This is a genomic window from Beutenbergia cavernae DSM 12333 (assembly GCF_000023105.1).
Lineage (GTDB): Bacteria > Actinomycetota > Actinomycetes > Actinomycetales > Beutenbergiaceae > Beutenbergia > Beutenbergia cavernae.
Map to the genome: position 1 here is coordinate 161,583 of NC_012669.1, position 22,554 is coordinate 184,136.

The following is a 22,554-nucleotide window of genomic DNA, read 5'->3' on the forward strand; positions in this document are numbered from 1 at the left end:
CTAGCGTCGAGGCATGGCAACGATCGAGAACACCCGCCCCTTCCGCATCGAGATCCCGCAGGCCGACCTCGACGACCTGCACGAGCGCCTCGCGCGCACCCGGCTGCCCCGCCCCGCCGTCGGCGACGACTGGACGTACGGCACGCCCAACCACTACCTGGCCGACATGGTGCAGCGATGGAAGGACTTCGACTGGCGTGCCGTCGAGGAGCGCCTCAACGCCTTCCCCGGCTTCCTCACCGAGATCGACGGCCAGACCGTCCACTACCTCCACGTCCGCTCCCCGGAGGAGAACGCGACTCCGCTCCTGCTCGTCCACTCCTACCCGGGAACCGTCTACGACTTCGTCGACATGATCGGGCCGCTCACCGACCCCGTGGCGCACGGCGGGAAGGCGGAGGACGCGTTCCACGTCGTCGTGCCGTCCACGCCCGGCTACGGCTTCTCGACGCCGCTCGCGGACAACGGTTGGACCATGGCGCGCGTGGCCCGCACGTACGACGCGCTCATGCGCGACCTCGGCTACGACAGCTACGGCGAGCACGGGAGCGACGGCGGAGCGCTGGTCGGGCGGGAGCTCGGCCTCCTCGAGCCCGAGGGCTACCTCGGCTCGCACGTGCTGCAGGCGTTCTCGTTCCCGTCCGGCGACCCGGCCGAGTTCGAGAGCCTCACGCCCCGTGACCACGCGGCGCTCGAGCACCTGCAGTGGTTCCAGGACGTCGGTGGGTACAACGCGATCAACGCGTCACGTCCGCAGACGGTCGGTGTCGGGATCTCCGACTCGCCCGTCGGGCTCCTCGCCTGGAACGAGCTGTTCAACTCGTTCGGCAACGGGACCGCGCTGATGACACCCGACCAGATCCTCGCCGAGGTGACGCTCGAGTGGCTCACCAACACGGGGGCGACGGCGGGGCGGTACCACTACGAGGAGGCGCACGCCGGCGCGGAGCCGCGGGTCAACCACAGCCGGATGGGCGTCGCGATCTTCGCCGACGACTTCAAGAGCATCCGGACGTTCGCCGATCGGGACAACGACAACATCGTGCACTGGGTCGAGCACCCCACGGGTGGGCACTACGCCTCGCTCGAGGTGCCGGACGCCGTGACGGAGGACATCCGCACCTTCTTCCGCCCGGTGCGCTGAGTCAGGCGAGCTTCTCCGCGTGGTGGTGCACGATCCGCCACGTCTGCTCCCGGCGCAGGACGTCCGTCACGCGGAACCTCTCGTCCGCCGTCGGAGCCGGGAACGTCGCCCGCAGCAGGTACCGCACCACGGCGACGTCGCCCCACACGTCGGCCCGGATCTCCTCCGGGCCGACGCTCGTGGGTGCGGGGCCGTCGGCTCCGCGCTCGCGGCGGACGTCGCGCAGCTCGTCCAGGGCCGTCAGGCCGTGCAGCAGGGCGTCGGCGTCCGACTCCCAGATGGTGATCTCCGGGTGCAGGTGGGCGTCGAACGCTGCCCGGTCGCCGAGCGCGCGGTACATCGCGACGACGACGGCGGTCACCTCCGCCTCGGCGGTCTGCTGGGTCGGGGCGTCGGTCACGGCGTCGGTCATGAGGGGATCTCCTGTCCTCGGGCGAGCTGGTCCTGCAGCGGACCCAGCCCCATGGGCCCGAGGCCGAGCGCCTCGGCGTGGAACGTGCGCAGGTCGAACGCGTCCCCGAGCGAGGCGGCAACGTCGGCCCGCGCCTGCTGCCACAGCCGCGCCCCGACCTTGAACGCGAGCGCCTGCCCCGGCCAGCCCAGGTACCGGTCGACCTCGAACGTCGCGGTGGACGGCTCCACCTCGGCGATCGACACGAGCGCGGCGACGCCGACCTCGGGCGTCCACCGACCGGCGTCGAGCACCCCGGTGCCGGGCGGGATCGGCAGCTCGAGGTGGAGCCCGATGTCGATGACGATGCGGCACGCGCGCCACAGCTGCGCGAACACGGCGCCGAGCCGTTCACCGGGATCGTCCAGCAGCCCGATCTCGGATGCGAGCTGTTCCGCGTAGTGCGCCCAGCCCTCCGCGTAGCCGTGCACGTGGCACAGGTTCCGCTGCCACGGGTGCAGGTCGTCGAGACCGTACGTGATCGCGTGCTGCAGGTGGTGGCCGGGTACGCCCTCGTGGTGCACGGTGCTCACCTCGCGCCACGTCGTGACGTCCGCAGCGCCCGCGGGCACCGTCCACCACACCCGGCCCGGCCGCGTGAGTCCGGCGTCGGGCGGCGTGTAGTACATGACGCCGGACTCGGCGGTCACGAGGCGCGCCTCGACGTGGCGCAGCCGCGGCGGGATCGCGAACCACCGGCCGTCGACGACGTCGGTCACGTCGTCGATCCGGCCCTGCAGCCAGGCGCGCAGCGGCTCGCCCGTCGGCACCCGCCGGGCAGGGTCGGCGTCGAGCGAGCGCACCGCGGCGGCGACGTCGGGGGAGCCGACCAGCTCGGTCGCGATGGCGGCCGCCTCGGCCTGGAGACGGCGGATCTCCTCCCAGCCCCAGGCGTACAGCTCGTCGAGGTCGACGACGGCGCCGAGGAACGCCGCACTCGTCGTCGCGTACACGTCGCGGCCGACGGCGTCGCGCTCCGGGGCGAGCGGGAGCAGCCGTTCGCGCAGGTCGTCGGCGAACGACGCCGTCGCCGCGGCCGCGTCCCGCGCAGGGCCGGCCAGCCGCTCGTCGTCGCCGGCGACGCCCGCGTAGAACCCGGACGCGACCCACGAGTCGCACTGCCGCGCCACGCCCAGCACCTGGCGGCGCGCGACGACGTCACCCCGCGCGGCGGCGGCGAGCAGCGTGTCGCGGTACTGCGCCAGCGCGCGAGGGACCTCCCGCAGGTGGCGCTCGACGACGGCGCGCTCGTCCGGCGTCGTCGACGGCAGGCCGTCGAACACCTGCCGGACGAGGTGGACGGGCGTCGCGAGCGGGGCGAGGAGGCGGCGGGTGAAGCCGACCTCGTCGAGGGCGACGTCGGCGCCGAGGCGCTCCGTCATGGCCGCCGCGAGCCGCTGCTCGGCGGCGCCCCCGGCGTCCGCGCCCAGCGCCGAGAGCTCCGCGAGCGTGCGCCGGTCGAGATCGACGCGCGCCTCGAACGTCGCGTCGGACAGGTCGCCGATCCGCAGCACGTCGTGCTCGCCGAGCACGTCCGCGGCCTCCGGGTCGAGGCGGGCGCGCTCGCGCAGATAGCCGTCGGCGACGGCGGAGACCGCCCCCGGTCCGCCCGTGGCCGCGCTCATGACGCGCTCCGCACGACGGGCAGCACCTGGCTGCCGAGGAGCCGGACGCCGCGCGCTTCGTCGAGGCCGTGCGGGGTGCCGAACTCGATCCGGTCCGCGCCGGCCTCCGCGAGCTCGACGGCGCTCGCCGCCACGTCGTGCGGCGTCCCGGCGAACGCGAACGCGTCCAGCAGGTCGTCGGGCAGCAGCGCCCCGGCGGCGGCGTCGTCGCCCGCGCGCAGGAGCTCGCGCAGGCGCTCCATGAGTCCCGGGTCGACGTCGATCGTCGGGTCGAGCGGGGCGACGACGTCGACGTAGCTCGCGACCATCCGCCGCGCGTGCTCGCGGGCGCGCGCGCCGTCGTCGTCCACCACCGTCACCGCGCCGGCGGTGATGCGCACGGCACCGGCGCCGCGGCCGGCGGCGAGAGACGCGGCGTCGAGCCACGTGCGCATCTGCCGCACCATGGCCGGGTTCGCCGTGCCGCCGATCTTCACCTCGTCGGCGATCCGCCCGGCCAGGGCGGCGCCGCGCGGACCCCAGACCCCGAGCAGGACCTCGACGTCGGGCCGCAGCGGCTCGTACTCCAGGTGCGTGCCGGCCGGCAGCGAGTGCACCTGCCCCTCGTAGCCCGACGTGTCGCCGGCGAGCAGGCGCCGGACGATCGCGACGGCGTCCTCGAGCGCGGCCAGGGGCCGCGACTGCGCCACGCCGACGCGGTCCAGCCAGGAGCCGCGCGCCAGCCCGAGGTAGGCGCGGCCGTCGCTCGCCTCGTCGAGCGCCGCGTGCTGGCCGGCGATCTCGATCGGGTGCAGCAGGTACGGGTTGAGGCACGCCGGGCCGAGCCGGAGCGTGCTCGACGCCCCGGCGACCGCCAGCAGCGCGGGCAGCGGCGGCTGGAACCCGAGGTCCGCGTACACGGAGACGCCGTCGAAGCCGAGCTCCTGGGTCAGCGCGCCCAGATCCGTGTACCGCGCCCAGGTCTTGTCCGACTGCAGGGCCAGCGTCAGCTCGACGCTCACGTGAGGTCCTCCGTGGGCAGACGTCGGGTGCCGGTGCGTTCGATGCGCATGACGAGGCGCTCCTCGGGGTCGGGGCACGCGACCTCGGCGTCCTGGGCCAGCCAGTCGCCGGGGTCGAGCGCGCGCTGCTTCGCGGGGATCAGCGGCAGCGCGGCCGCGAGCGCGTACAGGCAGAAGTGGCCGCCGTCCGGGATGCGCAGCCGGCTCGAGTGGGTCACCTCGCACCAGTCGCCCGGGCTCATGCCGCACACGGAGCGGCCCTCGATGCGGTCGACGACGATGCGCAGGTCGGCGAGCTCGGTCACGTCGCCGCCGTGGCGCCCGGCGCCCTCAGCGCTACCGGCGCCGCTCATGCGGCGGCTCCGGGCCGGAGCGTGCCGCGATCGTCGCGCACCACACGCCCGGCCTGGACGACGCCGTGCAGCGTGCGCAGCGCGGAGATGTCAGCGAGCGGGTCGGCGTCGAGCACGATGAGGTCGCCCGCGGCGCCCGGCACGAGCGCGCCGTAGGCACCCTCCTCGCCCATCCACGCGGCGCCGGCGCTCGTGGACGCGCGCATCGCCTCGAGCGGCGTCATGCCGGCGTCGACCATGAACTCGATCTCGCGCACCGTGGCCGTGGTCCCGTCGTAGGCCGCGTGCGGCGGCATGTCCGTGCCCATCGAGATCGGCACGCCGGCGGCGATCGCGTGCTGGAGGCTCTCCCAGTGCCGCGGTCCCGCGCCGAGGGCCCGGTCGATCATCCAGCGCGGCACGCCGTTCGCGAGGAAGAACTCCTCGCACCTGCTCACGGTGATCGTGGGGGTGTACCAGACGCCCCGCTCCGCCATGAGCGCGCACAGCTCGGGCGTCAGCTCGTACCCGTGCTCGACGGCGTCGAGGCCGAGTGCCACGGCGCGCTCGATCACCGGCGCGGGCCCGGCGTGGGCGGTCACCTTCCGGCCCCAGTCGTGCGCCGTCGACAGGACGGCGGCCATCTCGTCGTCCGTGAGCTGCGGCGTGTCGATGCTCTCGTGCTCCCCGGCGATGCCGCCCGAGATGCACACCTTGATGAGGTCGGCGCCGGCGCGCAGCTGCTCGCGCGTGGCGCGGCGGAACCCGTCGGCGCCGTCCGCCTCCTGACCGTCGGCGTCGTGCCCGTGCCCACCCGTGCAGCACAGCGCGTGCCCGGCGGTGCGGATCCGTGGCCCGGGGACGGCGCCGACCTCGATGGCCTTCTTCAGCGCCATGTCCGCGAAGCGGGCCTCGCCGACGAGCCGCACCGTCGTCACGCCGGCGTGCAGCGTCTCGCGGGCGTTCCCGGCCATGAACAGCGCCAGCTGGGCGGAGTCGGCGCCGTGGATCGCGTCCTGCATCGGTCCGGGCAGGGCCAGCGAGAGGTGCACGTGGCCGTTCACCAGGCCGGGGACGACGACGCCGCCCCGCGCCTCGACGACGTCGGCCCCGATCTCGCGGGCCCGCTCGAGGATCTCGGTCGAGCCGCCGACGGCGACGATGCGGCCGTCGTCCCCCACCAGCACCCCGCCGTCCGCGCGGCTCTCCTCGGCCAGGCCGTCCCACACCGTGGCGTCGGTGACCGCTAGGGGTCGGTTGCTCATCGTGCTCCCTCCGTGGCGCTCGCGCGCAGCGTGCTCTCGTCGGCGAGCCAGCACGCGACAGTGTGCTCGCCGTCCACCACCACCGGTGGTTCGGTCGTACAGATCGGCATGACGGCCGGGCACCGCGTGCGGAAGCGGCACCCCGTGGGCACGTGCGCGCCGTCGGGCACCTCCCCCCGCAGGCCGACGGGCAGGTGGGCGTCGGCCGAGATGCGCGGGAGCGCCTCGATCAGCGTCCGCGTGTACGGGTGCCGGGGCTGCGACCACACCTGCTCGGTGGGCCCGTGCTCCACGATCCGGCCGAGGTACATGACCGCTGTGACGTCGGCGATCTCGCGGACCAGGGCCAGGTCGTGGGAGATGAAGAGCATCCCGAGGCCGAGGTCGTCGACGAGCGAGGTGAGCAGGTTGACGATCTGCGCCTGCGAGGAGGCGTCGAGCGCGGTCACGGGCTCGTCGGCCACGAGCACGTCCGGCCGGGCGGCCAGCGCCCGCGCGATGGCCACCCGCTGCCGCTGCCCGCCGGAGAACTGGTGCGGGTAGCGGTCCGCGGCCTCCGGCTCGAGCCCGACGAGCTCGAGGAGCCGGGCCACCTCGCGCCCCTGCTCCTCACGGGGCACGGCGAGACCGTCCGTGATCTGGTCGCCGACCGACCGGCGGGGGTTGAGCGACGCGTAGGGGTTCTGGAACACCATCTGCAGCCGCAGGTCCGGCCCGGACCGCCGGCGCCAGCCCAGCGGGGGGACCGGCCGCCCGTCGAGCGCGATCTCCCCGGACGTGACCGGCTCCATGCCGACGACGGCGCGCGCCAGCGACGACTTGCCGCATCCCGACTCGCCGACCAGCCCGACGATCTGCCCGGCCTGCACGGTGAGCGAGACGCCGTCGACGGCGCGCACGAGCCCGCGCCCGCGGGAGCGGTACTCGACGTGCGCCTCGGTCACGGTGAGCGCGCTCATCCGGCCACCTCCACTGCCCGCAGGTCCGGCCGGACCACGCACGCGACGTCGTGACCCGGTGCGACGGCGTCGAGCGGCGGGATCGCCGCCTGGCACCGGTCCTCGCGGTAGGCGCACCGTGGCGCGAACGGGCAGCCCGCCGGGGCCGACGCCGGGGTGGCGGCGCTGCCGGGGATGGTCGCGAGCCGACGGCGGCCGGCGGGCCGGGGCGGGCCGGCGGCGGCGCGCTGCGCGGCAGCAGGTGCGGGCGCCCCCGTGAGGTCCCACGACGCGTCGGCGTGCGGCCGGGCGCGCAGCAGTGCCGCCGTGTAGGGGTGCCGCGGAGCGAGCGTGACCTCGGCCGTCGGGGCGCTCTCCATCACCCGGCCCGCGTAGAACACGTACGTCCGGGCGGTCAGCGCCGCGAGCACGCCGAGGTCGTGCGTGATGAACAGGACCGAGAGGCCGACCTGGCGGCGGAGGTCGTCGAGCAGCTCGAGGATGCCCGCCTGCACCGTGACGTCGAGCGCCGTCGTCGGCTCGTCGGCGACGAGGAGCTCCGGGTCGCACGCCAGCGCGACGGCGATCGCGACCCGCTGCCGCATCCCGCCGGAGAACTGGTGCGGGTAGGCGCGCAGCGCCGACGGCGCGTCGGGGATGCGCACGAGCTCGAGCAGCTCGCGAGCCCGGGCGTCAGCCGCGCGACGGCGCAGCCCGAGGTGCACCTGCATGTGCTCCGTCAGCTGCCGGCCGACGGTGAGCATGGGGTGCAGCGCCGCGGTCGCGTCCTGGAACACCATCGCGACGCGGCGTCCGCGCACCGTGTTCCACTGCGCCCCCCGCAGCCCGAGCAGCTCGGTGTCGCCGAGCCGCGCGGACCCGCTCGTGCGCGCCCCGGGCGGGAGGAGGCCGAGCAGGGTCTGCGCCGTCATGCTCTTGCCGGACCCGCTCTCGCCGGCGATGCCGACGATCTCGCCGGGATCGACGTGCAGGCTCACGTCGTGGAGCACCGGGAGGTCGCCGTCGGGCCCGGGCAGGGTGACGGCGAGGTCGCGGACCTCGAGCAGGGCGCTCATCGCGGGCTCCGGGCGAATCGTGGGTCGAGGCGGTCGCGCAGGGCGTCGCCGAGCACGTTGAACGCGAGCACCACGGTGAGGATCGCGAGGCCGGGGAACCCGCTCATCCACCAGCTCGACAGGTCCCGCGACCCGGCCGCGATCATGGCGCCCCACTCGGCGGCGGGGGGGCGTGGGCCGAGCCCGAGGAACGACAGCGCCGCGAGCAGCAGCACCGCGTTGCCGAGCTCGAGCGTGGCGAGCACGACGGCGGGGCCGACGGCGTTCGGGACGACGTCGCGCCGCAGCGCACGCAGCGGGCCGACGCCGAGCAGGCGGGCCGAGGCGAGGTAGTCGGAGCCACGGATCGCCAGCGCCGCGGAGCGGATGACGCGCGCATACACCGGCCAGGAGACGATCACGAGGGCGACGACGGCGTTGCGGGCGCTCGGGCCGAACGCGGCCGAGATCGCCATGGCCAGGATGATCTGCGGGAACGCGAACACGAGGTCGGTCAGGCGCATGAGGCCCTCGTCCGCGAACCTGCCGAGGTAGCCGGCGACGAGCCCGAGCACGCCGCCGATCGCGAGCGCGGCCGCCACGATGATCGCCGCGAGCGGGATCGACAGGCGCGCGCCGTACAGCACCCGGCTGAACACGTCCCGCCCCAGCTCGTCCGTGCCGAACCAGTGCGCCGACGACGGCGCCGCGTACAGGTCGGCGCTCTGGGCGATCGGGTCGTAGGGCGCGAGCCACGGCGCCGCGGCCGCGACGAGGACCCAGATCCCCAGGATGCAGACGGCGACGACGACGGCGGGCTGCGTCCAGAAGCCGCGCCCGCCCCTCCGGAGCCGGCCGAACCGCCGTCGTCGGCCCAGTGCGCGCGCGGCGCGAGGGTCCTCGTCCGCGACGCCGACGAGATCGACGGCGACCGGGTCGGCGGGCGGCATGACGTCGGGCTCGCCGGCGGGGGGCAGCGCGCTCATGAGAGCCGGATCCGGGGGTCGATGACGCCGTAGAGCAGGTCGACGACGAGGTTGACGATCGTGTACACGACGGCGACGAACAGGCCGACGCCGATGACGGCGGGCAGGTCGAGGCCGCTCGCGGCGCGGTAGGCGTACTGGCCGACACCGGGCCAGGAGAAGATCTGCTCGACGAGCACGGTGCCCGAGAGCAGCGCCGCGAACGCGAGGCCCGACACGGTGATGACCGGGACCAGCCCGGCCCGCAGCACGTGCCGGCGCAGGACCACCGACGTCGGCAGCCCCTTCGCGCGAGCGGCGGCGATGTAGTCCTGGTCGAGCACCTCGAGCATCGCCGAGCGCACGAACCGCACGAGCGTCGCCACGGTGAGGCACGTGAGCACCGCGACGGGCAGCACGAGGTGCTGGACGGCGTCCCACCAGACCATCCACTGGCCGGCCAGCAGCGCGTCGAGCGTGAACATCCCGGTCACGCGCGGCGGCGGGGACAGGTACGTGCTGAGACGCCCGCCCGACGGCGCGACCCCCAGCAGGTAGAAGAAGACGTAGAGCGCGACGAGCGAGAGCCAGAACGGCGGTGTGGACAGGCCGAGCAGCGTGCCGACGCGGACCACCTGGTCGCCGGCCCGGCCCTGCCGCACCGCCGCGTAGAGCCCGACCGCCGTCCCGATCACCACCGACAGCACCATCGCGGGCAGCGCGATCTCGAGCGTCGCCGGCACGTACGTGAGGAGGTCGCCGAGCACCGGCCGGCCGGTCTGGGTGGACACGCCGAGGTCGCCCTGCAGCAGGTTCGACAGGTAGATGCCGTACTGCGTCAGCAGCGGCTCGTCGAGCCCCCACTTCGCCCGGTACGCCGCCACGACCTCGGGGTCGGCCAGCGCGGTCTCCGACAGCGTCGCCGTCATGGAGTCGCCCGGTACGAGCTGGACCAGCAGGAACGTCACGGCCGTGACGCCGAGCAGCAGGAAGACGGTGATGACGAGCCGCCTCAGCAGGAAGCGGCCCAGGGTGTGCGCGGAGCCGCTGCCCCGGGCGGTGCGGCGAGGTGCGCGCACCGCCGGGAGCGCGGACGTCGTCATCCCCGGCCGACCGCCCGGAGGTCGACCTGCCAGCCGGCGGGGGAGTAGTCGGCGCCGCTGAGGTCCGCCGTCGCGACCACGGTGCCGCTGTTGTACGCCAGCGTGATGAACGGGCTCTCCGCGTTGAGCAGGCGCTGCCACTCCTGCATCGCCGTCACCTGCTCGTCCGGGTCGATCGACGCCGTGACGGCGTCGCCCGCGGCGATCATCTCCGGGCTCGCCAGGTCGGCGGACCAGCCGGACCGCATGGCACTCGGCTGACCGGGCGCGAAGTTGTTCACGAGCGAGGACGCGACCGGGTAGTTGAGCGACTGCGGGCTGAACCGGAACGCGACGTTGCCGGCCGACTGGGCGTCGAGGAACGCGGCGATCGGCTGCGGGTCCAGCTCGATCGTGATGCCGGCCTGGGCGGCGTCGTTCTGGATCTTCGTGGCGATCGTGGCGAGGTCGACGCCGCGGTACGTCATGGCCGGGAACATGAGCGAGACGGTCGGGTCCGTGAGCCCGGACGCGGCGAGGTGGTCGGCGGCGGCGTCGAGATCCTGCACCTGCACCTCGTCCTCGGAGAGGGCGCCGGGGAACGCCGTCGGCACCATGCCGGCGGCGGGGCGGGCGTCCTCGCCGAACAGGGCAGCGAGCCCGGCGTAGTCGATCGAGGCGCGCAGGGCCTGCACGAACTCGGGGTTGGACGTGACCTCGCTGACGGCGGGGTCCTGGTGCAGCGTCACGAAGTAGAACGTGTCCTGGCTGGCCGAGGTCTGCAGGCCCTCGGCGAGGCCGTCGAGCAGGCGGCCCGACAGGTCGAGGGCGATCATCGCGCCGTCGGCCCGCTCGATGGCGAGCTTCTGGTTCTGCGCCTCGGTGTTCTGGATGACGACGCGGTCGAACTCCGGCGCGTCACCCCAGTACTCGGGGTTCGCGGTGAGCACGATCTCCGACGCCGGGTCGAAGGAGTCGAGGACGTACGGGCCGGATCCCAGCGACGCGCCGTCCAGGAACGCCGTCGCGGAGTCCGTGGTGGCGGCGTCCTCCGCGTCCGTGGCGCCGTTCGCCGTCGCCTCCTCGGAGTTGAGGACGCCGGCAGCCGGCATCGCGAGGATCGTCGGGACGTTCGGGTTCGGCGTCTCGGACGTCACGACGACGACGTCGTCCGACGGCGCCGCTGCCGAGAGGCCCTCGACCGTCACGGACGGGCTGCCCGCGAGGTTGTGCAGCCGGTTGATGCTGAACGCGACGTCCTGAGCCGTGAGCTCGGAGCCGTCGGAGAACGTCACGTCGTCGCGCAGCGTGAACGTGAACTCGGTGGCGTCGTCGTTCGCCTCCCACGACTCGGCGAGGAGCGGCACCGGCGTGGTCACGTCCGACCCCTCGAACGTCACGAGGGTGTCGTACATGGCGTGGACGGCGAGCGCGCCCGTCGCCTCGTAGACCTGCCCGGGGTCGATGGAGTTGATGACGAACGACGTGCTGACCGTGAGCGTCCCGCCCGACGGCGCCTCGCCGTCGTCGCCTGACGGCTCGCCGCCCTGCGACCCACCTGCCGTGCAACCGGCCAGGGCGAGGGTGGCGGCGCCGGCGAGCGCGGCGACGCTCCGACGCCGTGCGGGGTGGTGTCTCACGATGGTCTCCCTCGGTTCGTGGTGCTCCATCCTCGTGCGGCGGTGGATGAGGCGCTCTGGTCGTCCGCTAGGCGGTATGACACCATGCACGGGCGCGACACGTACAGTCTCACTGAACATGTTCATCGAAACGAAACATCGCCGGGGGGACATGTGCTGGGAGACCGACTGCGGGACCTGCGCCGGCAGCACGGGCTGACGCTCCGCGACGTCGCCGGCCAGACCGGGCTGTCCGTGGCGCTCCTCAGTCAGATCGAGAACGGGCGCACCGACCCGAGCATCACGAGCCTGCGCAAGCTCGCCCGGGCGTTCGACGCCGAGGTGGCGACGCTCTTCCACGAGCCCGACGCGCCGTCGGTCCACATCTCCCGACCCGGCGAGCGCTTCCTTCTCTCCGCGCCCGCGGGGCTCATCGCCTACGAGCGAGTGACGCCGGGCCGCGGCGACCTCGAGGTCCTGCGTTCGGTCCTCGCGCCCGGCGACGTGAGCGCCGAGGGTCCGCGCGGGCACGCCTCGACGGAGTGTGTGTACGTCCTCGCGGGGGAGGTCGTCGTGACAATCGGGGAGAGCGACCACCGGCTCGTGGCGGGCGAGGCGGCGACGTTCGACTCGCGCCAGCCGCACCGCTACCGCAACGACTCGGCGGCGAACGCCGAGATCCTCGTCGTCGTCACGCCGCCGACGCCGTGACGGCGCAGGTGCTCGTGCGTAGGGTGGGATCGCCCTGAGGAGGGATCCCGATGCCGCGACCATCTCTGCGCGTGACGTCCGTGACGATCGGCACCGACCGGCCGAACGACCTGGCCCACTTCTACGCCGAGCTGCTCGGCTGGCCCGTCAGCGCTGACGAACCGGCGGTCCCCGGCGATCCCGTCCGGGGCGGTTGGGCGCAGATCCGGCCGCCCGAGGGCGAGAGCGGGCCCACGCTCAACTTCGAGTTCGAGCGCTACTTCACCGCTCCGGTGTGGCCGGCCGAGGAGGCGCGGCAGACGGCGTCGCAGCACCTCGACGTCTGGGTCGAGGACCTCGACGCGGCGGTCGGCTGGGCGGTCGAGCACGGCGCCCGGCTCGCCGAGGTCCAGCCGCAGGACGACGTCCGGGTGCTGTTCGACCCGTCGGGCCACCCGTTCTGCCTGTTCCTCTGAGTGACGGCGTTGCACTCCCGTTCGTCGTGTGGACACGTCGCCGCCCTCGTGGGCTGACGAGTTGGCACCGAGACGCACTCAACTGTTCACGCGCCCGCTCTAGGTTGCCGGCCGCAAGCTTCGGCACGATGGTGGGTACGGGCCGGACGAGGAGCCGGCGACGCGACCTCGATGGTTGTGACCCTCGTGATGACGCAGGTGTCGCGAGGCTGTTTCACATGGACGAGCACAGGGGAGTGGACTTTGAGACGAGCGATCGCAACTCTCGCGACGGTAGGGCTGGCGACTGTCGGGGTAGCCGCTACGGCGGCCTCGGCGTCGGCCGACCTGGTCACGCGCTGCGTAGGGTCGGGAGGCGCCGTGACGGTTCCCGGTGACCTGGTGGTTCCCGCAGGCGAGTCCTGCACCCTGGACGGCACCACCGTCGAGGGTCGGGTAGTGGTGCAGACCGGGGCGGACCTCATCGTGTCCGACGGCGTCTTCAACGGTGCCGTGGTGGTGGCCGCGGACGGCTACTTCGACGCCACCGGAACGCTGATCGCGGGCAACGTCAGCAACCGTGCCGGCTACGGCCTGTACCTGGAATCCAGCACCGTCGGTGGCAACTACATCGGCGCCGCCGACGCCCCGGACACGTTCCTGATCGCGTACGACGCCCAGTTCGACCGACGCGTCGAAGCGTCCGCGGGCGAGGTCACGCTGGAGTCGAGCTGGGTTGCGGGTGCTGTCACGGGCACCGGTACCGAGTATCTCGACGTGCTGGACTCCACGCTGCTCGCGGATCTCACCGTCACGGAGAGCATCGACGGCGCTGTGCTGTGTGGCAGCGAGGTCGACGGTGACGTCACCTACACCGGGAACGGCGGAGTGCAGGTGGGACCGGGGGAGCTGTTCTGGACCTGCGAGGACAGCGCGTACGTCGGCGGCAACCTCACGATCTCGGGTACCTCGGTCGGCGTCACGCTCAACGACACCATCGTCCGCGGCGACCTGGGCGGGGAGGGCAACGATCCCGCCCCGACGGGCGCGGGCAACCGGGTCCGGGGTGAGGTCTCGGGTCAGTTCGTCGACCTCGAGCCCGCCTCGGACGCGCAGCTGCGCTCGTTGCTGGCGGAGGTGGGGGACCGGACATCGGCGGACGCCACCCTGGCCGACGCCATGGAGCGGCGCGACAGTGCCACCGCAGCGGCGACGGCGGCAGGCGACGCCGGGCTCTGACGCCCGCACCGCCTCCGGGGCGCCGACGGCCCCGGGTCACGGTTCCGCCGTGACCCGGGGTTGCCCGCTGCTCCGGCCGCCGGGCTGATACACACGTGCTCGACCTGGGAGGAAGCATGCTGACACGCACGATCGGCAACGACACGGTGGGGAGCGACGACGTCGGCAGCGTGGGTCTCGGCCTCATGACCTTCGACCAGAGTGGCCCCCAGCCGCGAGAGCAGCTGCTGGACACTGTCCGGGCCGCGCTCGACGCAGGTGTGACGCTCTTCGATACCGCGGACGCCTACGGACCGGGCGAACAGCTCGGCGCCGCCTGCCAGGGCGAGAACGAGAAGCTCATCGCCTCCCTGCTCGACGAGCTCGGGGTGCGTGACCGCGTGCAGCTCGCCACGAAGGGCGGGTGCGTGCGCACCGACGGCGGCGGTTGGGCCCGCGACAGCTCGCCGGAGCACCTGAACGCGGCGGTGGACGGCAGCCTGCGCCGGCTCGGCGTCGACCAGCTCTGGCTCTGGCAGCACCACCGCCCGGACGAGACGCGCGACTACGCCGAGACGGTCGACGTGCTGAGCGCCATCGCCGACAGCGGCAAGGTGCGCGCGATCGGGTTGTCGAACGTTGACCCCGAGCAGATTCGTGCCGCGCACGCCGTGCTCGGCGAGCGCCTGGTCAGCGTGCAGAACCAGTTCTCACCGGCGTTCCTCTCCAGCCGGCCGGAGATCGACGTGTGCGCCGAGCTCGGGCTCGCGTTTCTGCCGTGGAGCCCGCTGGGCGGCCTCGGCGACGCGAAGCAGCTTGCCGAGAGGCACCCCGCCTTCGCGGAGATCGCCCGGGAGCGTGGCGTCAGCCCGCAGCAGGTGGCGCTCGCCTGGGAGCTGGCCCAAGCACCCGTGGTGATCCCGATCCCGGGGGCCAAGCGACCGGCGTCGATCGCCGACTCTGCGGCCGCCGCCGACCTCGAGCTCACACCCGACGAGCTCGCCCGCCTCGACGCCGCCTGACGGCGGCGCGACGCTGGCGGCCCTGAAGCCGGGGCGCGGACCGACCGGGCCGTCGGCACGCCGTCACGTGATGCGCCGCAGGCGCGTCCGGAACGCCAGCGCCACGGCCGCGGCGAGAGCCCAGGCGAGGAACGCCACGCGGGCGGCGAGCAGGACCGCGGTCCCGGCATGGACGACGAGCGCGGGCAGGGCGACCAGGGCGAGAGCGCCGACGGCGATGCCCGGGATGCGCAGCACGCGTCCGAGGATCGGGCGGAACGAGGCGATCGCCGCGAACGCGCCCAACGCCACGACCTGCATGACGCCCGAGGCGTGCGCAAGGTCCCGGACGACGCGCAGCTGCGAGTCCCCGAGGAGCGGCGCGAGCAGCGCTCCGCCGCCCAGGAGCGCGGCGGACGCCGCCGTCAGCACCACTGCTGCGTGACCGATCGACCGGGCCAGGTCGGCGCGGGGCGAGGGAAGCGTGCGGGCGAGAACGGCGACGCACGCGGCTCCGCCGAGCCGGAGCAGCCCGGCGAGGAGGACGGCGCCCCGGTCGGCATCTCAATAGTCGTGGAGCAGCACGTCGCTCGTGTCGCGTACCTCGAAACCGCTCGCGCCGCGAGACGTCGCGACGTACTGCGCGGCGGTGAGGGCGATCAGGCCGAGCGCAGCGGCCCACGGTCCTGCACGGTTCCAGCGCGAACGCCGTGGCGCGTGGGAGATCATCGCCCGTCCGTCCTTCCCCTGGGGTGTGCCATCGTGCCGATGCTCGGCGCGATGTCGCACGGACATTTCCACCACCCTCCGACAGACAGCCAGCGAGGGCGTCCGTCAGCGGGCGGAGTAGCGTGCCGCCCCGTGACGTATGAGAGACGCGGTGAACCGCGCTCGCTGGAGCGGTTCGTGTTCTTCAGCGACGCCGTCGTCGCCATCGCGATCACGCTCATCGTCCTGCCGCTGGTGGACAGCGCCCGGGACCTGCCGCCGGGGACGACGACGGCGGACTTCCTCGGCGAGAACGCCTACGCGCTGCTGGCGGCCGGGATCAGCTTCTTCGTCATCGGTGGCTTCTGGTCCGGCCACCGGCGGCTGTTCGACCGCGCCACCGGACTGGCGCCCGGGGTGCAGCTCCTCAATCTCGCCTGGCTCGCGACGATCGTGCTCCTCCCGCTGGCGACGGTGCTGGAGGTCTCCGCGGAGCCCGGCGACCGGCTCGGCGTGCTCCTCTACGTCGGGACGATGCTGCTGTCGCTCGTCGTCATCCAGGTGCAGGAGCTGCTGCTCGCGCGGGCCGGCCAGCTCTCGCCTACACCGACCCGGGGCGATCTCGCGAGCGGGTGGGTCGCCGTCGTCCTCATGCTCCTCGCCCTGCTGCTCGCCGTCGCGTTCCCTGCGCTCAGCCTGTACCCGCTGCTGCTGCTCGTGCTCACCGGGCCGCTGTCGCGCCTCGTGCGGCGCCGCGCCGGCGAGGGCCCGCCCGCGGCCGTGGGAGACGCGGAGTAACGTCCCGCCGCATGGGCGCCATCCCCGAGGGCTGGGGCGAGTTCGGTGTGGCGGCCGCCGGAGCGACGGCGGCGCTCGCGGGCCTGCTCATCGTGGCTATGTCCGTCAACGTCGCGGAGATCCTCGCGACGCGTGCAGTGGTCGCCGGGGCACGCTCCACCATCGCCTCGCTCGTCCTCGCGATCGCGACGTCGCTGCTCCTCCTGCCGCCCGGCATGACGCTCGTCGGGCTCGGCGTCGCGACGCTCGTCCTCACGGGTGTGGCGATCGTGATCCAGGTGGTCGGTATCGCCGCGCAGTGGACGCGCGCGAGCGAAGGCGTGACCGGCCCGGTGCGCGCGTTCATCGTGGCGCTCGCGGCGGTGGAGCACGTGCCATTCCTCGTCGGGGGCATCCTGCTCGTCGCCGGGCTCGACGCCGGGCTGTGGGGGATCGTCGCCGGGATGGTGGCCGTGGTGGTCGTCTCGATGGTGAACGCGTGGGCGCTGCTCATCGAGGTGCGGCGCTGACCTCGGACTCGTGCGGAAGGTCGGGGGCGGCACGGGCCACCGTTCTTCCACGGACTGTCGGCCGGCTCCCACGCCGCTCTGTCACGGCTAGGATCCCGCCGTGACCGACGACGTGATCATTGCCCCGCAGGCCGACTCCGAGATCTGGCGGGGCGCCGTCGCCTGGGAGGAGCGCGACGGCCGGGCGCGTGCCTGGCGGCTTCTCCCCGAGCGGGCCGCGCGCGCCCACGCACCCGAGCTCGTGCGCCACGCCACCATGGCCGCCGGGGTCCGCGCCCTCGTCACCACCGACGCGAGCGAGGCACGCCTCGAGCTGGACTTCGAGCACGACGCGGACGCGCGCCTCGACGTGCTGCTCGACGGCGAGCTGTACCGCCGGGTCGAGGTCACGTCCGGGCTCACGGACCTGCGCGTGCCGCTGCCCGACGGCGAGCACGACCTGGCGATCTGGCTGCCGCAGGTCGGGCAGTCGTGGGTCGGCCCGCTGACGCTCGTGGGGGCGTCGACGGCGGCGCCGACGCCGCCGGCCGCGCCGCGCTGGACGACGTACGGCAGCTCGATCACCCAGTGCAGCGCAGCGGACGGGCCGAGCGAGACGTGGCCGGCTGTCGCGGCACGCGCCCTCGGTTGGGATCTGACGTGCCTCGGGTTCGGTGGGCAGTGCCACCTCGACCCGATCGCCGCGAGCACGATCGCCGCCGTGCCTGCCGACGTCGTCAGCATGTGCCTCGGGATCAACATCTATGGCGGCGCCACGTTCAGCCCGCGCACGTTCGCTGCGCACGCGTCGGCGTTCGTGGAGCGGGTCCGCGCCGCGCACCCGGACGCCACCCTCGTGGTCATCACGCCGATCGCGAGCCCGGCGCGGGAGACCACGCCGAACGCCGTCGACTTCACGCTCGAGCAGATGCGCGAGGACCTGCGCTCCGTCGTCGACGTCCTCCAGGCTGAGGGCGACGCGAACCTCCACCTCGTGGACGGGCTGTCCCTGCTCGGGCTGGACGAGGTGCACCTGCTCCCCGACGCCCTGCACCCCGACGGCGAGGGCTACCGGCTCATGGGCGAGCGTGTCGCGCTCGCGATGGGCGCCCTGACCGGCGCCGCGCCGGCGACCGTGCGGTGACTGCTGGGTGCGGCCGGTGACCATAGGGGTCACCAGGCGCACCCGGTCCCGGCGAGAGCGCCGCGTCAGCGCGGCCGGAGCGTCGCCGTGAAGCTCGCCCCGTAGGCCTCGCGCACGTCGGCCCGCACCTCGGTGCCGCCGGGCACCCGACGCACCTCGACGCCGTCGTCCGCCGACTCCGCCTCGAGCCGCCGCCCCCGGATCGTCACCGTCACCGAGCGCCGGTCCATCGTCGGGTCGGACAGCGCGACGGACGTGCCGCCGTCGTCCGTCTCCCGCACGAGCACGGACGCCGGCCCGTCGATCGCCACGTTGCGGACCTGCTGGGTGCCCCCGGCGAACACGTTCGCGGCGACCAGGCCGAGGCCGGAGTGCCGCACCGCCTGGATCCGGCCGTCGTTGCGCAGCACCTGGACCGGTCCGCGCTGGTACGCGGCGAGCTGCTCGGCGCTCCCGCCCGGCACGATCGCGTAGGCCAGCTCCGAGCGGCCGCGGCGGGGATGTGCCACCGACGCCGTGAACACGCGCTTCGTCGCGGCGGTGTCGGGGTTCGACACCCGGATCACGCGGCGGCTGCGCGTCACGTCCTCGAGGGTGACGGCGACCGGGCCGGCGTCGAGCAGCGCGTAGCCGACGACCACCCCCTGTGCGGGGTTCTCCCACCGCAGCCACTCCAGCCGCTCGGGGCCGTCGTCCGGCGACCAGGCGCGTCCGCCTCGACGCGCACCGGTGACGACCACGCCGTCGCCCGGCGCCGCGATCCGGCTGTCGAGGGTCGTGACGACGTCGCGGCGGTGGGGGTCGTGCACGTCTGCGGCGAGCACGACGATCTCGTCGTCGAGCAGGAACCACGACTTCGTGGCCCGCGCGTTGGCGTACACCACGAAGTCGTCCGGGAGGACGCCGGCCTGCGCGTCGACGTACGGGACGTCGTCGGACAGCACCATGCCGGCGACGCCGTACGTGCCGAGCGTCGCGCCACCCGAGAAGGCGTTCGTGCCGCGCGGGAAGTAGACGTAGGTGTTCTGCGACTCCGACGACGACGTGAACCCCAGCGGATGGTCCGGGTTCTCGTACCAGAACCGCCCGTACAGCTCCGGGATGGTCTGCCGCTCCTCGACCGGCACCGTGGTGCCGGGCAGGCGGTACGGCGAGACGGTCGTGAAGAAGTCGACGCCGAACGCCTGCGTCTGGTCCTGGCCGGCGAGGTAGAGGTAGTGCATGCCGTCGCCCTGGAACCAGGGCATGAGGTTCTCGCCGTTCATGTACTCGTACCGGCTGATCCGGTCGGAGCTGCGCGCGAGCGCGAACGTGTACCCCGTCCGCCGGTGCACGGTGCGGTCCATCGCGTTGAACGCGACGGTGCGCTCCGCGGGGTTGAGGTCCTGCGTCGGCAGCGCGTCGTCGGCGAGGATGTCCGCGTACCGCACGATGCTCACCGGCGAGACGAAGCGCGTCGGGTCGGCCGGCGTCGGCGACGCTGCCTCGAGGTAGCGCACGTAGCCGCGCAGCGCCAGGGCGTTCTCGGCGCTCGCGTAGTCGGCGAGGTCGACGACCGCCTCCACCACCGTCGCGACGTCGGCGTACCCCGTGCCCGTGCGCGAGACCGCGCGCCCCTTGACGATCTCCGCCATCCAGCCCTCGACGATGACCGGCGCGAAGCCGTCGCGTACCCAGCCGTGGACGACGTCGGCCAGCTCGGTGCCGGGCGCGGCGGCCGTCCCGTCGAGCAGCTTGACGGTCTGGACGACGCGGGTCAGGAGCGTGCGCCCGTACGAGCCGGTGTACGCGACCGAGTGGTGCTGGATGAACGACCCGTCGGCGTAGTAGCCGTCGGTGTTCCCGTGCTGCAGGTCGTACGGGTCGATCGTGGCGAACACCGTGGACTGGTCGGCGATCGCCTTGCTGACGCGGGCGTCGTCGGCCGTCAACGCGCCCTGCAGGACGCGGTTCGTGGTGATGTCGGCGAGGTTCGCGCCGGTGTGGAAGCGGGAGTCGAGGTTGACGTCGCCGCCGACGCCGTTGCGCAGGTACGCGTCCATCGAGGCGACGTAGGTGCCGACGAGCTCCGGACGGTACGCGGCGACGTCGTCGTCGAGCAGCACCAGCGTCTTGCTGACGGACGCCGAGATGCCGATCTCCCACGTGAACCAGTTGCCGTAGTAGCCGGCCGCCTGGTCGCCGTAGTAGTTCTCGTGCAGCCAGACGAGGCCGTCGATCACGCGCCGGCGGACCTCCGTGCTGCCCACGAGCTCGGACGCGACGCCCGGCGTACATGTCGCCAGAGCAATCTCGTACAACCGGAGGAACGACGTGTTGAGGTTCGGGTCGCTCGTGCCGAGGGGCACACCGGCGAACAGCTCGCCCGGCCCGGCGGCGTCGAGCTCCGCGAGCCGCGTGCGCGCCGTCGTCTGGATGGCCGCCAGCTTCGCCGCCGCTTCCGGGCGGGCGTTGGACTCCGCGGTGCCCGCGAAGATGGCGACGGCGTTGGCGAGCAGGCGGGCGTGGTCCGCCGGGGTGTCGGCGTAGGCGCGCATCGGGGCGGCGATCGCGAGCAGGGCCCCGGCCGGGACCATCGCGAGCACCTGGCGACGGGAGAGCTGCATGGCGAACTCCTTCGATCGTCCAGCTGCGGATGTCGGAATCCAACCAGCCGGGACCTGAGCGCGGCAATCGCTTCCCTCCGCCGGGTGTGATCGTCGGCGCGTCGTCACCAGGGCGCCGCGGCCGGTCCCGCACTACGTTCGGGGGATGGCACGCGGGACCTGGACGCAGCTGTGGCGGCTGCTCAAGCGGTACGGCCCGCTGGCGCTCGCGGCGTGGCGTCAGGTGGACAAGTACCTCAAGGAGCACCCGGACGTCTCGGCCGCGAGCAAGCAGCAGATCCTGCGCTGGCGCGACCAGGTCATCGCGGTGAAGAACCGGCGCAGCGTCGAAGGGCGCCTGCGCGGGACGCTCGAGGTGGTCGATCGCCTCGCGGCCGAGCACGCATCGTCGGGGCGGCCCGAACGCGTGGCGACGGCGCGCGACTGGGCCGACCGCGCGGCGGACATCACGCGCGCGCTCGACATGGCCGTGACCCGCACCGGCACGCAGAAGAAGCTCATGCTCGACCGGATCGCCGCCCGCACCGATGCGCTCGCCGCCGAGGCGTTCGAGTCGCTGGTGGACGACGACGGCGGCCCGCCGGTCGAGATCCCGCCGCGCCGCCCGTAGGGCGTGGGTCGGCGGTTCGGCGCGCCTCGAGCCAGGTGGCGCACGGCGCCGTCCACGCACCCGACGCCCCGGCGCCACGAACACCACCGCGCCCGCCCTTCTGTCACATTCGGCCGCGAACTGACAGAAGTTCCGTCAGGCCTTGACGAAATGCCGGGCCGGAGCAGAGCCTGACGCCGTGCCCCAAGGACTGCAGCACACCGCCCCGCCACGCGCCGGCCATGAGGCGAGAATCCTCGACCACCTCCGCCGCCGCGGTCGCGCGAGCCGTGGCGAGATCGCCACCGCCCTCGGGCTCTCCCGCGCCACCGTCTCGACGGTGACCGGCCAGCTCGTGCGCACCGGCACGCTCGTCGTCGCTCCCGCCACCGAGTCCGGGCGCCTCGGCCGCCGCCCGGAGGTCCTCAGTCTCGACCCGTCCTCCGGCCTCGTCCTCGGGCTCGACTTCGGGCACACGCACGTCACGGTCGTCGCGACCGACGCGTCGCACACGGTCGTCGGCTCCGGCACGCGCCGCTTCCCCGCCACCACCTCGTGGACGAGGCGGCGGGAGATCGCCGTCGGCATGGCCACCCACGTCCTCGCGACGACGGACCGGCCGGAGTCCCTCGCCGCCGTCGGCATCGGCGTGGCCGGCAGCATCGCGGGGCGGCCCGCCGTGCTCGAGGCGATCGAAGCCACGTTCGCCGACGCGTTCGCCGTCCCGGTCCGCACGGACAACAACGCCCGCCTCGCCGGCCTCGCCGAGTGGCTGTGGGGGGCGGCCCAGGGAGCGACCGACGTCATGTACCTGCGCCTGTCCCACGGTGTGGGCGGCGCGCTCGTCATCGACGGCCGGATGCGGCGCGGTCCGCGCGCGAGCGGCGGCGAGTTCGGCCACGTGTGCGTGGACCCCGCCGGTCCCGCCTGTCGATGCACGAACCGCGGTTGCCTCGAGCGCTACGTCGGGCTCGATGCGGTGCTCGCCGAGGCGGGGGCCGACGACGTCGGCGCCCTCCTCGCCGCGCTCGACCGCGGCGACGACCGCGCTGTCGCGACCCTCGGCACCGCGAGCGACCGCATCGGACTCGTCCTCGGCAACGTCGCGACGGTGCTGGACACCCCGCGCGTCGTCCTCGGCGGCGAGCTGGCCGCCCTCGGTGACCACCTCGTCGTCGGCGTCCGGCGGGCGATGTCGCGCCACGTGCTGCCGGACAAGGCCGACGCCCTCGACGTACGCCCCGCCGCGCTGGGCGCCCGGGCCGGCGCGCTCGGCGGCGTCGCCCTGGTGCTGCAGGACACCTCGATCCCGCTGCCCGGGGCGCCGCGACCCGCCTGAGCGCGGCGCCGCCCGCGGCGCCCACACCCGCCATGACCCCG

Annotated in this window: 23 protein-coding genes; 10 read left to right on the forward strand and 13 right to left on the reverse strand. The window is 73.8% G+C overall.

What is annotated here, in order from left to right; translation table 11 throughout:
* The first annotated feature begins 13 nt into the window (after nt 1–13).
* Nucleotides 14–1,144: an epoxide hydrolase family protein gene (locus BCAV_RS00780; RefSeq protein ID WP_012725199.1), complete on the forward strand. Its 1,131-nt coding sequence runs from the start codon at nt 14–16 to the stop codon at nt 1,142–1,144.
* A 1-nt stretch (nt 1,145) separates the two neighbouring features.
* Here the strand turns inward: BCAV_RS00780 and BCAV_RS00785 are convergent, their stop codons facing one another.
* Genes BCAV_RS00785 through BCAV_RS00830 form a run of 10 tightly spaced genes read right to left on the reverse strand, consistent with a single transcriptional unit; the run spans nt 1,146 to nt 11,498 of the window.
* Nucleotides 1,146–1,556, reverse strand: a complete 411-nt coding sequence (locus BCAV_RS00785; protein ID WP_012725200.1) for a nuclear transport factor 2 family protein — start codon at nt 1,554–1,556, stop codon at nt 1,146–1,148.
* On the reverse strand, nt 1,553–3,220 hold the full coding sequence (locus tag BCAV_RS00790) for a DUF885 domain-containing protein (protein WP_012725201.1): 1,668 nt from the start codon (nt 3,218–3,220) through the stop codon (nt 1,553–1,555). Before BCAV_RS00790 ends, BCAV_RS00785 begins: the two co-directional genes overlap by 4 nt.
* On the reverse strand, nt 3,217–4,221 hold the full coding sequence (locus tag BCAV_RS00795) for an LLM class flavin-dependent oxidoreductase (RefSeq protein ID WP_012725202.1): 1,005 nt from the start codon (nt 4,219–4,221) through the stop codon (nt 3,217–3,219). Before BCAV_RS00795 ends, BCAV_RS00790 begins: the two co-directional genes overlap by 4 nt.
* Nucleotides 4,218–4,574 carry a TIGR04076 family protein gene (locus tag BCAV_RS00800; RefSeq protein ID WP_012725203.1) on the reverse strand — a complete coding sequence of 119 codons (357 nt, stop codon included), beginning with the start codon at nt 4,572–4,574 and terminating at the stop codon, nt 4,218–4,220. Before BCAV_RS00800 ends, BCAV_RS00795 begins: the two co-directional genes overlap by 4 nt.
* Nucleotides 4,571–5,818, reverse strand: a complete 1,248-nt coding sequence (locus tag BCAV_RS00805) for an amidohydrolase family protein (protein ID WP_012725204.1) — start codon at nt 5,816–5,818, stop codon at nt 4,571–4,573. Before BCAV_RS00805 ends, BCAV_RS00800 begins: the two co-directional genes overlap by 4 nt.
* Nucleotides 5,815–6,777 carry an ABC transporter ATP-binding protein gene (locus BCAV_RS00810; protein WP_012725205.1) on the reverse strand — a complete coding sequence of 321 codons (963 nt, stop codon included), beginning with the start codon at nt 6,775–6,777 and terminating at the stop codon, nt 5,815–5,817. The genes BCAV_RS00805 and BCAV_RS00810 overlap by 4 nt, the downstream gene beginning before the upstream one ends.
* Nucleotides 6,774–7,832 (reverse strand): ABC transporter ATP-binding protein, encoded by a 1,059-nt coding sequence (locus BCAV_RS00815; protein ID WP_012725206.1) that lies wholly within the window; start codon nt 7,830–7,832, stop codon nt 6,774–6,776. Before BCAV_RS00815 ends, BCAV_RS00810 begins: the two co-directional genes overlap by 4 nt.
* Nucleotides 7,829–8,797: an ABC transporter permease gene (locus BCAV_RS00820; RefSeq protein ID WP_012725207.1), complete on the reverse strand. Its 969-nt coding sequence runs from the start codon at nt 8,795–8,797 to the stop codon at nt 7,829–7,831. Before BCAV_RS00820 ends, BCAV_RS00815 begins: the two co-directional genes overlap by 4 nt.
* The gene (locus BCAV_RS00825; RefSeq protein ID WP_012725208.1) at nt 8,794–9,879 is read right to left on the reverse strand and encodes an ABC transporter permease; all 1,086 of its coding nucleotides are present in this window, start codon (nt 9,877–9,879) and stop codon (nt 8,794–8,796) included. The genes BCAV_RS00820 and BCAV_RS00825 overlap by 4 nt, the downstream gene beginning before the upstream one ends.
* Nucleotides 9,876–11,498: an ABC transporter substrate-binding protein gene (locus BCAV_RS00830; RefSeq protein ID WP_043347830.1), complete on the reverse strand. Its 1,623-nt coding sequence runs from the start codon at nt 11,496–11,498 to the stop codon at nt 9,876–9,878. The genes BCAV_RS00825 and BCAV_RS00830 overlap by 4 nt, the downstream gene beginning before the upstream one ends.
* A gap of 153 nt (nt 11,499–11,651) precedes the next feature.
* Here BCAV_RS00830 and BCAV_RS00835 point away from each other — a divergent pair, with 153 nt between their 5' ends.
* The 4 genes from BCAV_RS00835 to BCAV_RS00850 all read left to right on the forward strand — a co-directional run bounded on the left by BCAV_RS00835 (nt 11,652) and on the right by BCAV_RS00850 (nt 14,862).
* On the forward strand, nt 11,652–12,188 hold the full coding sequence (locus BCAV_RS00835; RefSeq protein ID WP_043346364.1) for a cupin domain-containing protein: 537 nt from the start codon (nt 11,652–11,654) through the stop codon (nt 12,186–12,188).
* A 50-nt stretch (nt 12,189–12,238) separates the two neighbouring features.
* Nucleotides 12,239–12,643 (forward strand): VOC family protein, encoded by a 405-nt coding sequence (locus tag BCAV_RS00840; RefSeq protein WP_012725211.1) that lies wholly within the window; start codon nt 12,239–12,241, stop codon nt 12,641–12,643.
* Nucleotides 12,644–13,003: 360 nt separating this feature from the next.
* Entirely contained in the window at nt 13,004–13,861 is an 858-nt protein-coding gene (locus BCAV_RS00845) for a hypothetical protein (RefSeq protein WP_012725212.1), read from the forward strand.
* A gap of 116 nt (nt 13,862–13,977) precedes the next feature.
* Nucleotides 13,978–14,862, forward strand: a complete 885-nt coding sequence (locus tag BCAV_RS00850) for an aldo/keto reductase (protein WP_012725213.1) — start codon at nt 13,978–13,980, stop codon at nt 14,860–14,862.
* A 63-nt stretch (nt 14,863–14,925) separates the two neighbouring features.
* On the opposite strand, the gene BCAV_RS22835 is transcribed toward BCAV_RS00850, so the two are convergent.
* The gene (locus tag BCAV_RS22835; RefSeq protein WP_187292839.1) at nt 14,926–15,273 is read right to left on the reverse strand and encodes a hypothetical protein; all 348 of its coding nucleotides are present in this window, start codon (nt 15,271–15,273) and stop codon (nt 14,926–14,928) included.
* Nucleotides 15,274–15,405: 132 nt separating this feature from the next.
* The gene (locus BCAV_RS22840; protein ID WP_012725215.1) at nt 15,406–15,570 is read right to left on the reverse strand and encodes a hypothetical protein; all 165 of its coding nucleotides are present in this window, start codon (nt 15,568–15,570) and stop codon (nt 15,406–15,408) included.
* Between the two features lie 132 nt (nt 15,571–15,702).
* On the opposite strand from BCAV_RS22840, the gene BCAV_RS22845 reads away from it, so the two are divergent.
* The 3 genes from BCAV_RS22845 to BCAV_RS00870 all read left to right on the forward strand — a co-directional run bounded on the left by BCAV_RS22845 (nt 15,703) and on the right by BCAV_RS00870 (nt 17,979).
* A complete protein-coding gene (locus BCAV_RS22845) occupies nt 15,703–16,347 on the forward strand; it encodes a TMEM175 family protein (protein WP_012725216.1) in 645 nt (214 codons plus the stop codon).
* 11 nt (nt 16,348–16,358) lie between these two features.
* Nucleotides 16,359–16,856, forward strand: a complete 498-nt coding sequence (locus BCAV_RS00865; protein WP_012725217.1) for a hypothetical protein — start codon at nt 16,359–16,361, stop codon at nt 16,854–16,856.
* 100 nt (nt 16,857–16,956) lie between these two features.
* Nucleotides 16,957–17,979 carry a GDSL-type esterase/lipase family protein gene (locus tag BCAV_RS00870; protein ID WP_012725218.1) on the forward strand — a complete coding sequence of 341 codons (1,023 nt, stop codon included), beginning with the start codon at nt 16,957–16,959 and terminating at the stop codon, nt 17,977–17,979.
* Between the two features lie 65 nt (nt 17,980–18,044).
* Here BCAV_RS00870 and BCAV_RS00875 read toward each other — a convergent pair whose 3' ends face one another.
* Nucleotides 18,045–20,585, reverse strand: a complete 2,541-nt coding sequence (locus BCAV_RS00875; protein ID WP_012725219.1) for a polysaccharide lyase family 8 super-sandwich domain-containing protein — start codon at nt 20,583–20,585, stop codon at nt 18,045–18,047.
* A gap of 145 nt (nt 20,586–20,730) precedes the next feature.
* On the opposite strand from BCAV_RS00875, the gene BCAV_RS00880 reads away from it, so the two are divergent.
* Complete coding sequence (locus BCAV_RS00880; RefSeq protein WP_012725220.1) at nt 20,731–21,195, forward strand: hypothetical protein; 465 nt, start codon at nt 20,731–20,733, stop codon at nt 21,193–21,195.
* A 178-nt stretch (nt 21,196–21,373) separates the two neighbouring features.
* Entirely contained in the window at nt 21,374–22,513 is a 1,140-nt protein-coding gene (locus BCAV_RS00885; protein WP_012725221.1) for an ROK family transcriptional regulator, read from the forward strand.
* The last annotated feature ends 41 nt before the right edge of the window (nt 22,514–22,554 follow it).

What these genes read in the sequence shown, in the direction of transcription:
- BCAV_RS00840 (WP_012725211.1), top strand. Translation starts at nt 12,239, where the DNA reads ATGCCGCGACCATCTCTGCGCGTGACGTCCGTGACGATCGGCACCGAC.
- BCAV_RS22840 (WP_012725215.1), bottom strand. Translation starts at nt 15,570, where the DNA reads ATGATCTCCCACGCGCCACGGCGTTCGCGCTGGAACCGTGCAGGACCG.
- BCAV_RS00790 (WP_012725201.1), bottom strand. Translation starts at nt 3,220, where the DNA reads ATGAGCGCGGCCACGGGCGGACCGGGGGCGGTCTCCGCCGTCGCCGAC.
- BCAV_RS00825 (WP_012725208.1), bottom strand. Translation starts at nt 9,879, where the DNA reads ATGACGACGTCCGCGCTCCCGGCGGTGCGCGCACCTCGCCGCACCGCC.
- BCAV_RS00880 (WP_012725220.1), top strand. Translation starts at nt 20,731, where the DNA reads ATGGCACGCGGGACCTGGACGCAGCTGTGGCGGCTGCTCAAGCGGTAC.
- BCAV_RS00805 (WP_012725204.1), bottom strand. Translation starts at nt 5,818, where the DNA reads ATGAGCAACCGACCCCTAGCGGTCACCGACGCCACGGTGTGGGACGGC.
- BCAV_RS00820 (WP_012725207.1), bottom strand. Translation starts at nt 8,797, where the DNA reads ATGAGCGCGCTGCCCCCCGCCGGCGAGCCCGACGTCATGCCGCCCGCC.
- BCAV_RS00785 (WP_012725200.1), bottom strand. Translation starts at nt 1,556, where the DNA reads ATGACCGACGCCGTGACCGACGCCCCGACCCAGCAGACCGCCGAGGCG.
- BCAV_RS00810 (WP_012725205.1), bottom strand. Translation starts at nt 6,777, where the DNA reads ATGAGCGCGCTCACCGTGACCGAGGCGCACGTCGAGTACCGCTCCCGC.
- BCAV_RS00875 (WP_012725219.1), bottom strand. Translation starts at nt 20,585, where the DNA reads ATGCAGCTCTCCCGTCGCCAGGTGCTCGCGATGGTCCCGGCCGGGGCC.
- BCAV_RS00850 (WP_012725213.1), top strand. Translation starts at nt 13,978, where the DNA reads ATGCTGACACGCACGATCGGCAACGACACGGTGGGGAGCGACGACGTC.
- BCAV_RS00800 (WP_012725203.1), bottom strand. Translation starts at nt 4,574, where the DNA reads ATGAGCGGCGCCGGTAGCGCTGAGGGCGCCGGGCGCCACGGCGGCGAC.
- BCAV_RS00815 (WP_012725206.1), bottom strand. Translation starts at nt 7,832, where the DNA reads ATGAGCGCCCTGCTCGAGGTCCGCGACCTCGCCGTCACCCTGCCCGGG.
- BCAV_RS00780 (WP_012725199.1), top strand. Translation starts at nt 14, where the DNA reads ATGGCAACGATCGAGAACACCCGCCCCTTCCGCATCGAGATCCCGCAG.
- BCAV_RS00865 (WP_012725217.1), top strand. Translation starts at nt 16,359, where the DNA reads ATGGGCGCCATCCCCGAGGGCTGGGGCGAGTTCGGTGTGGCGGCCGCC.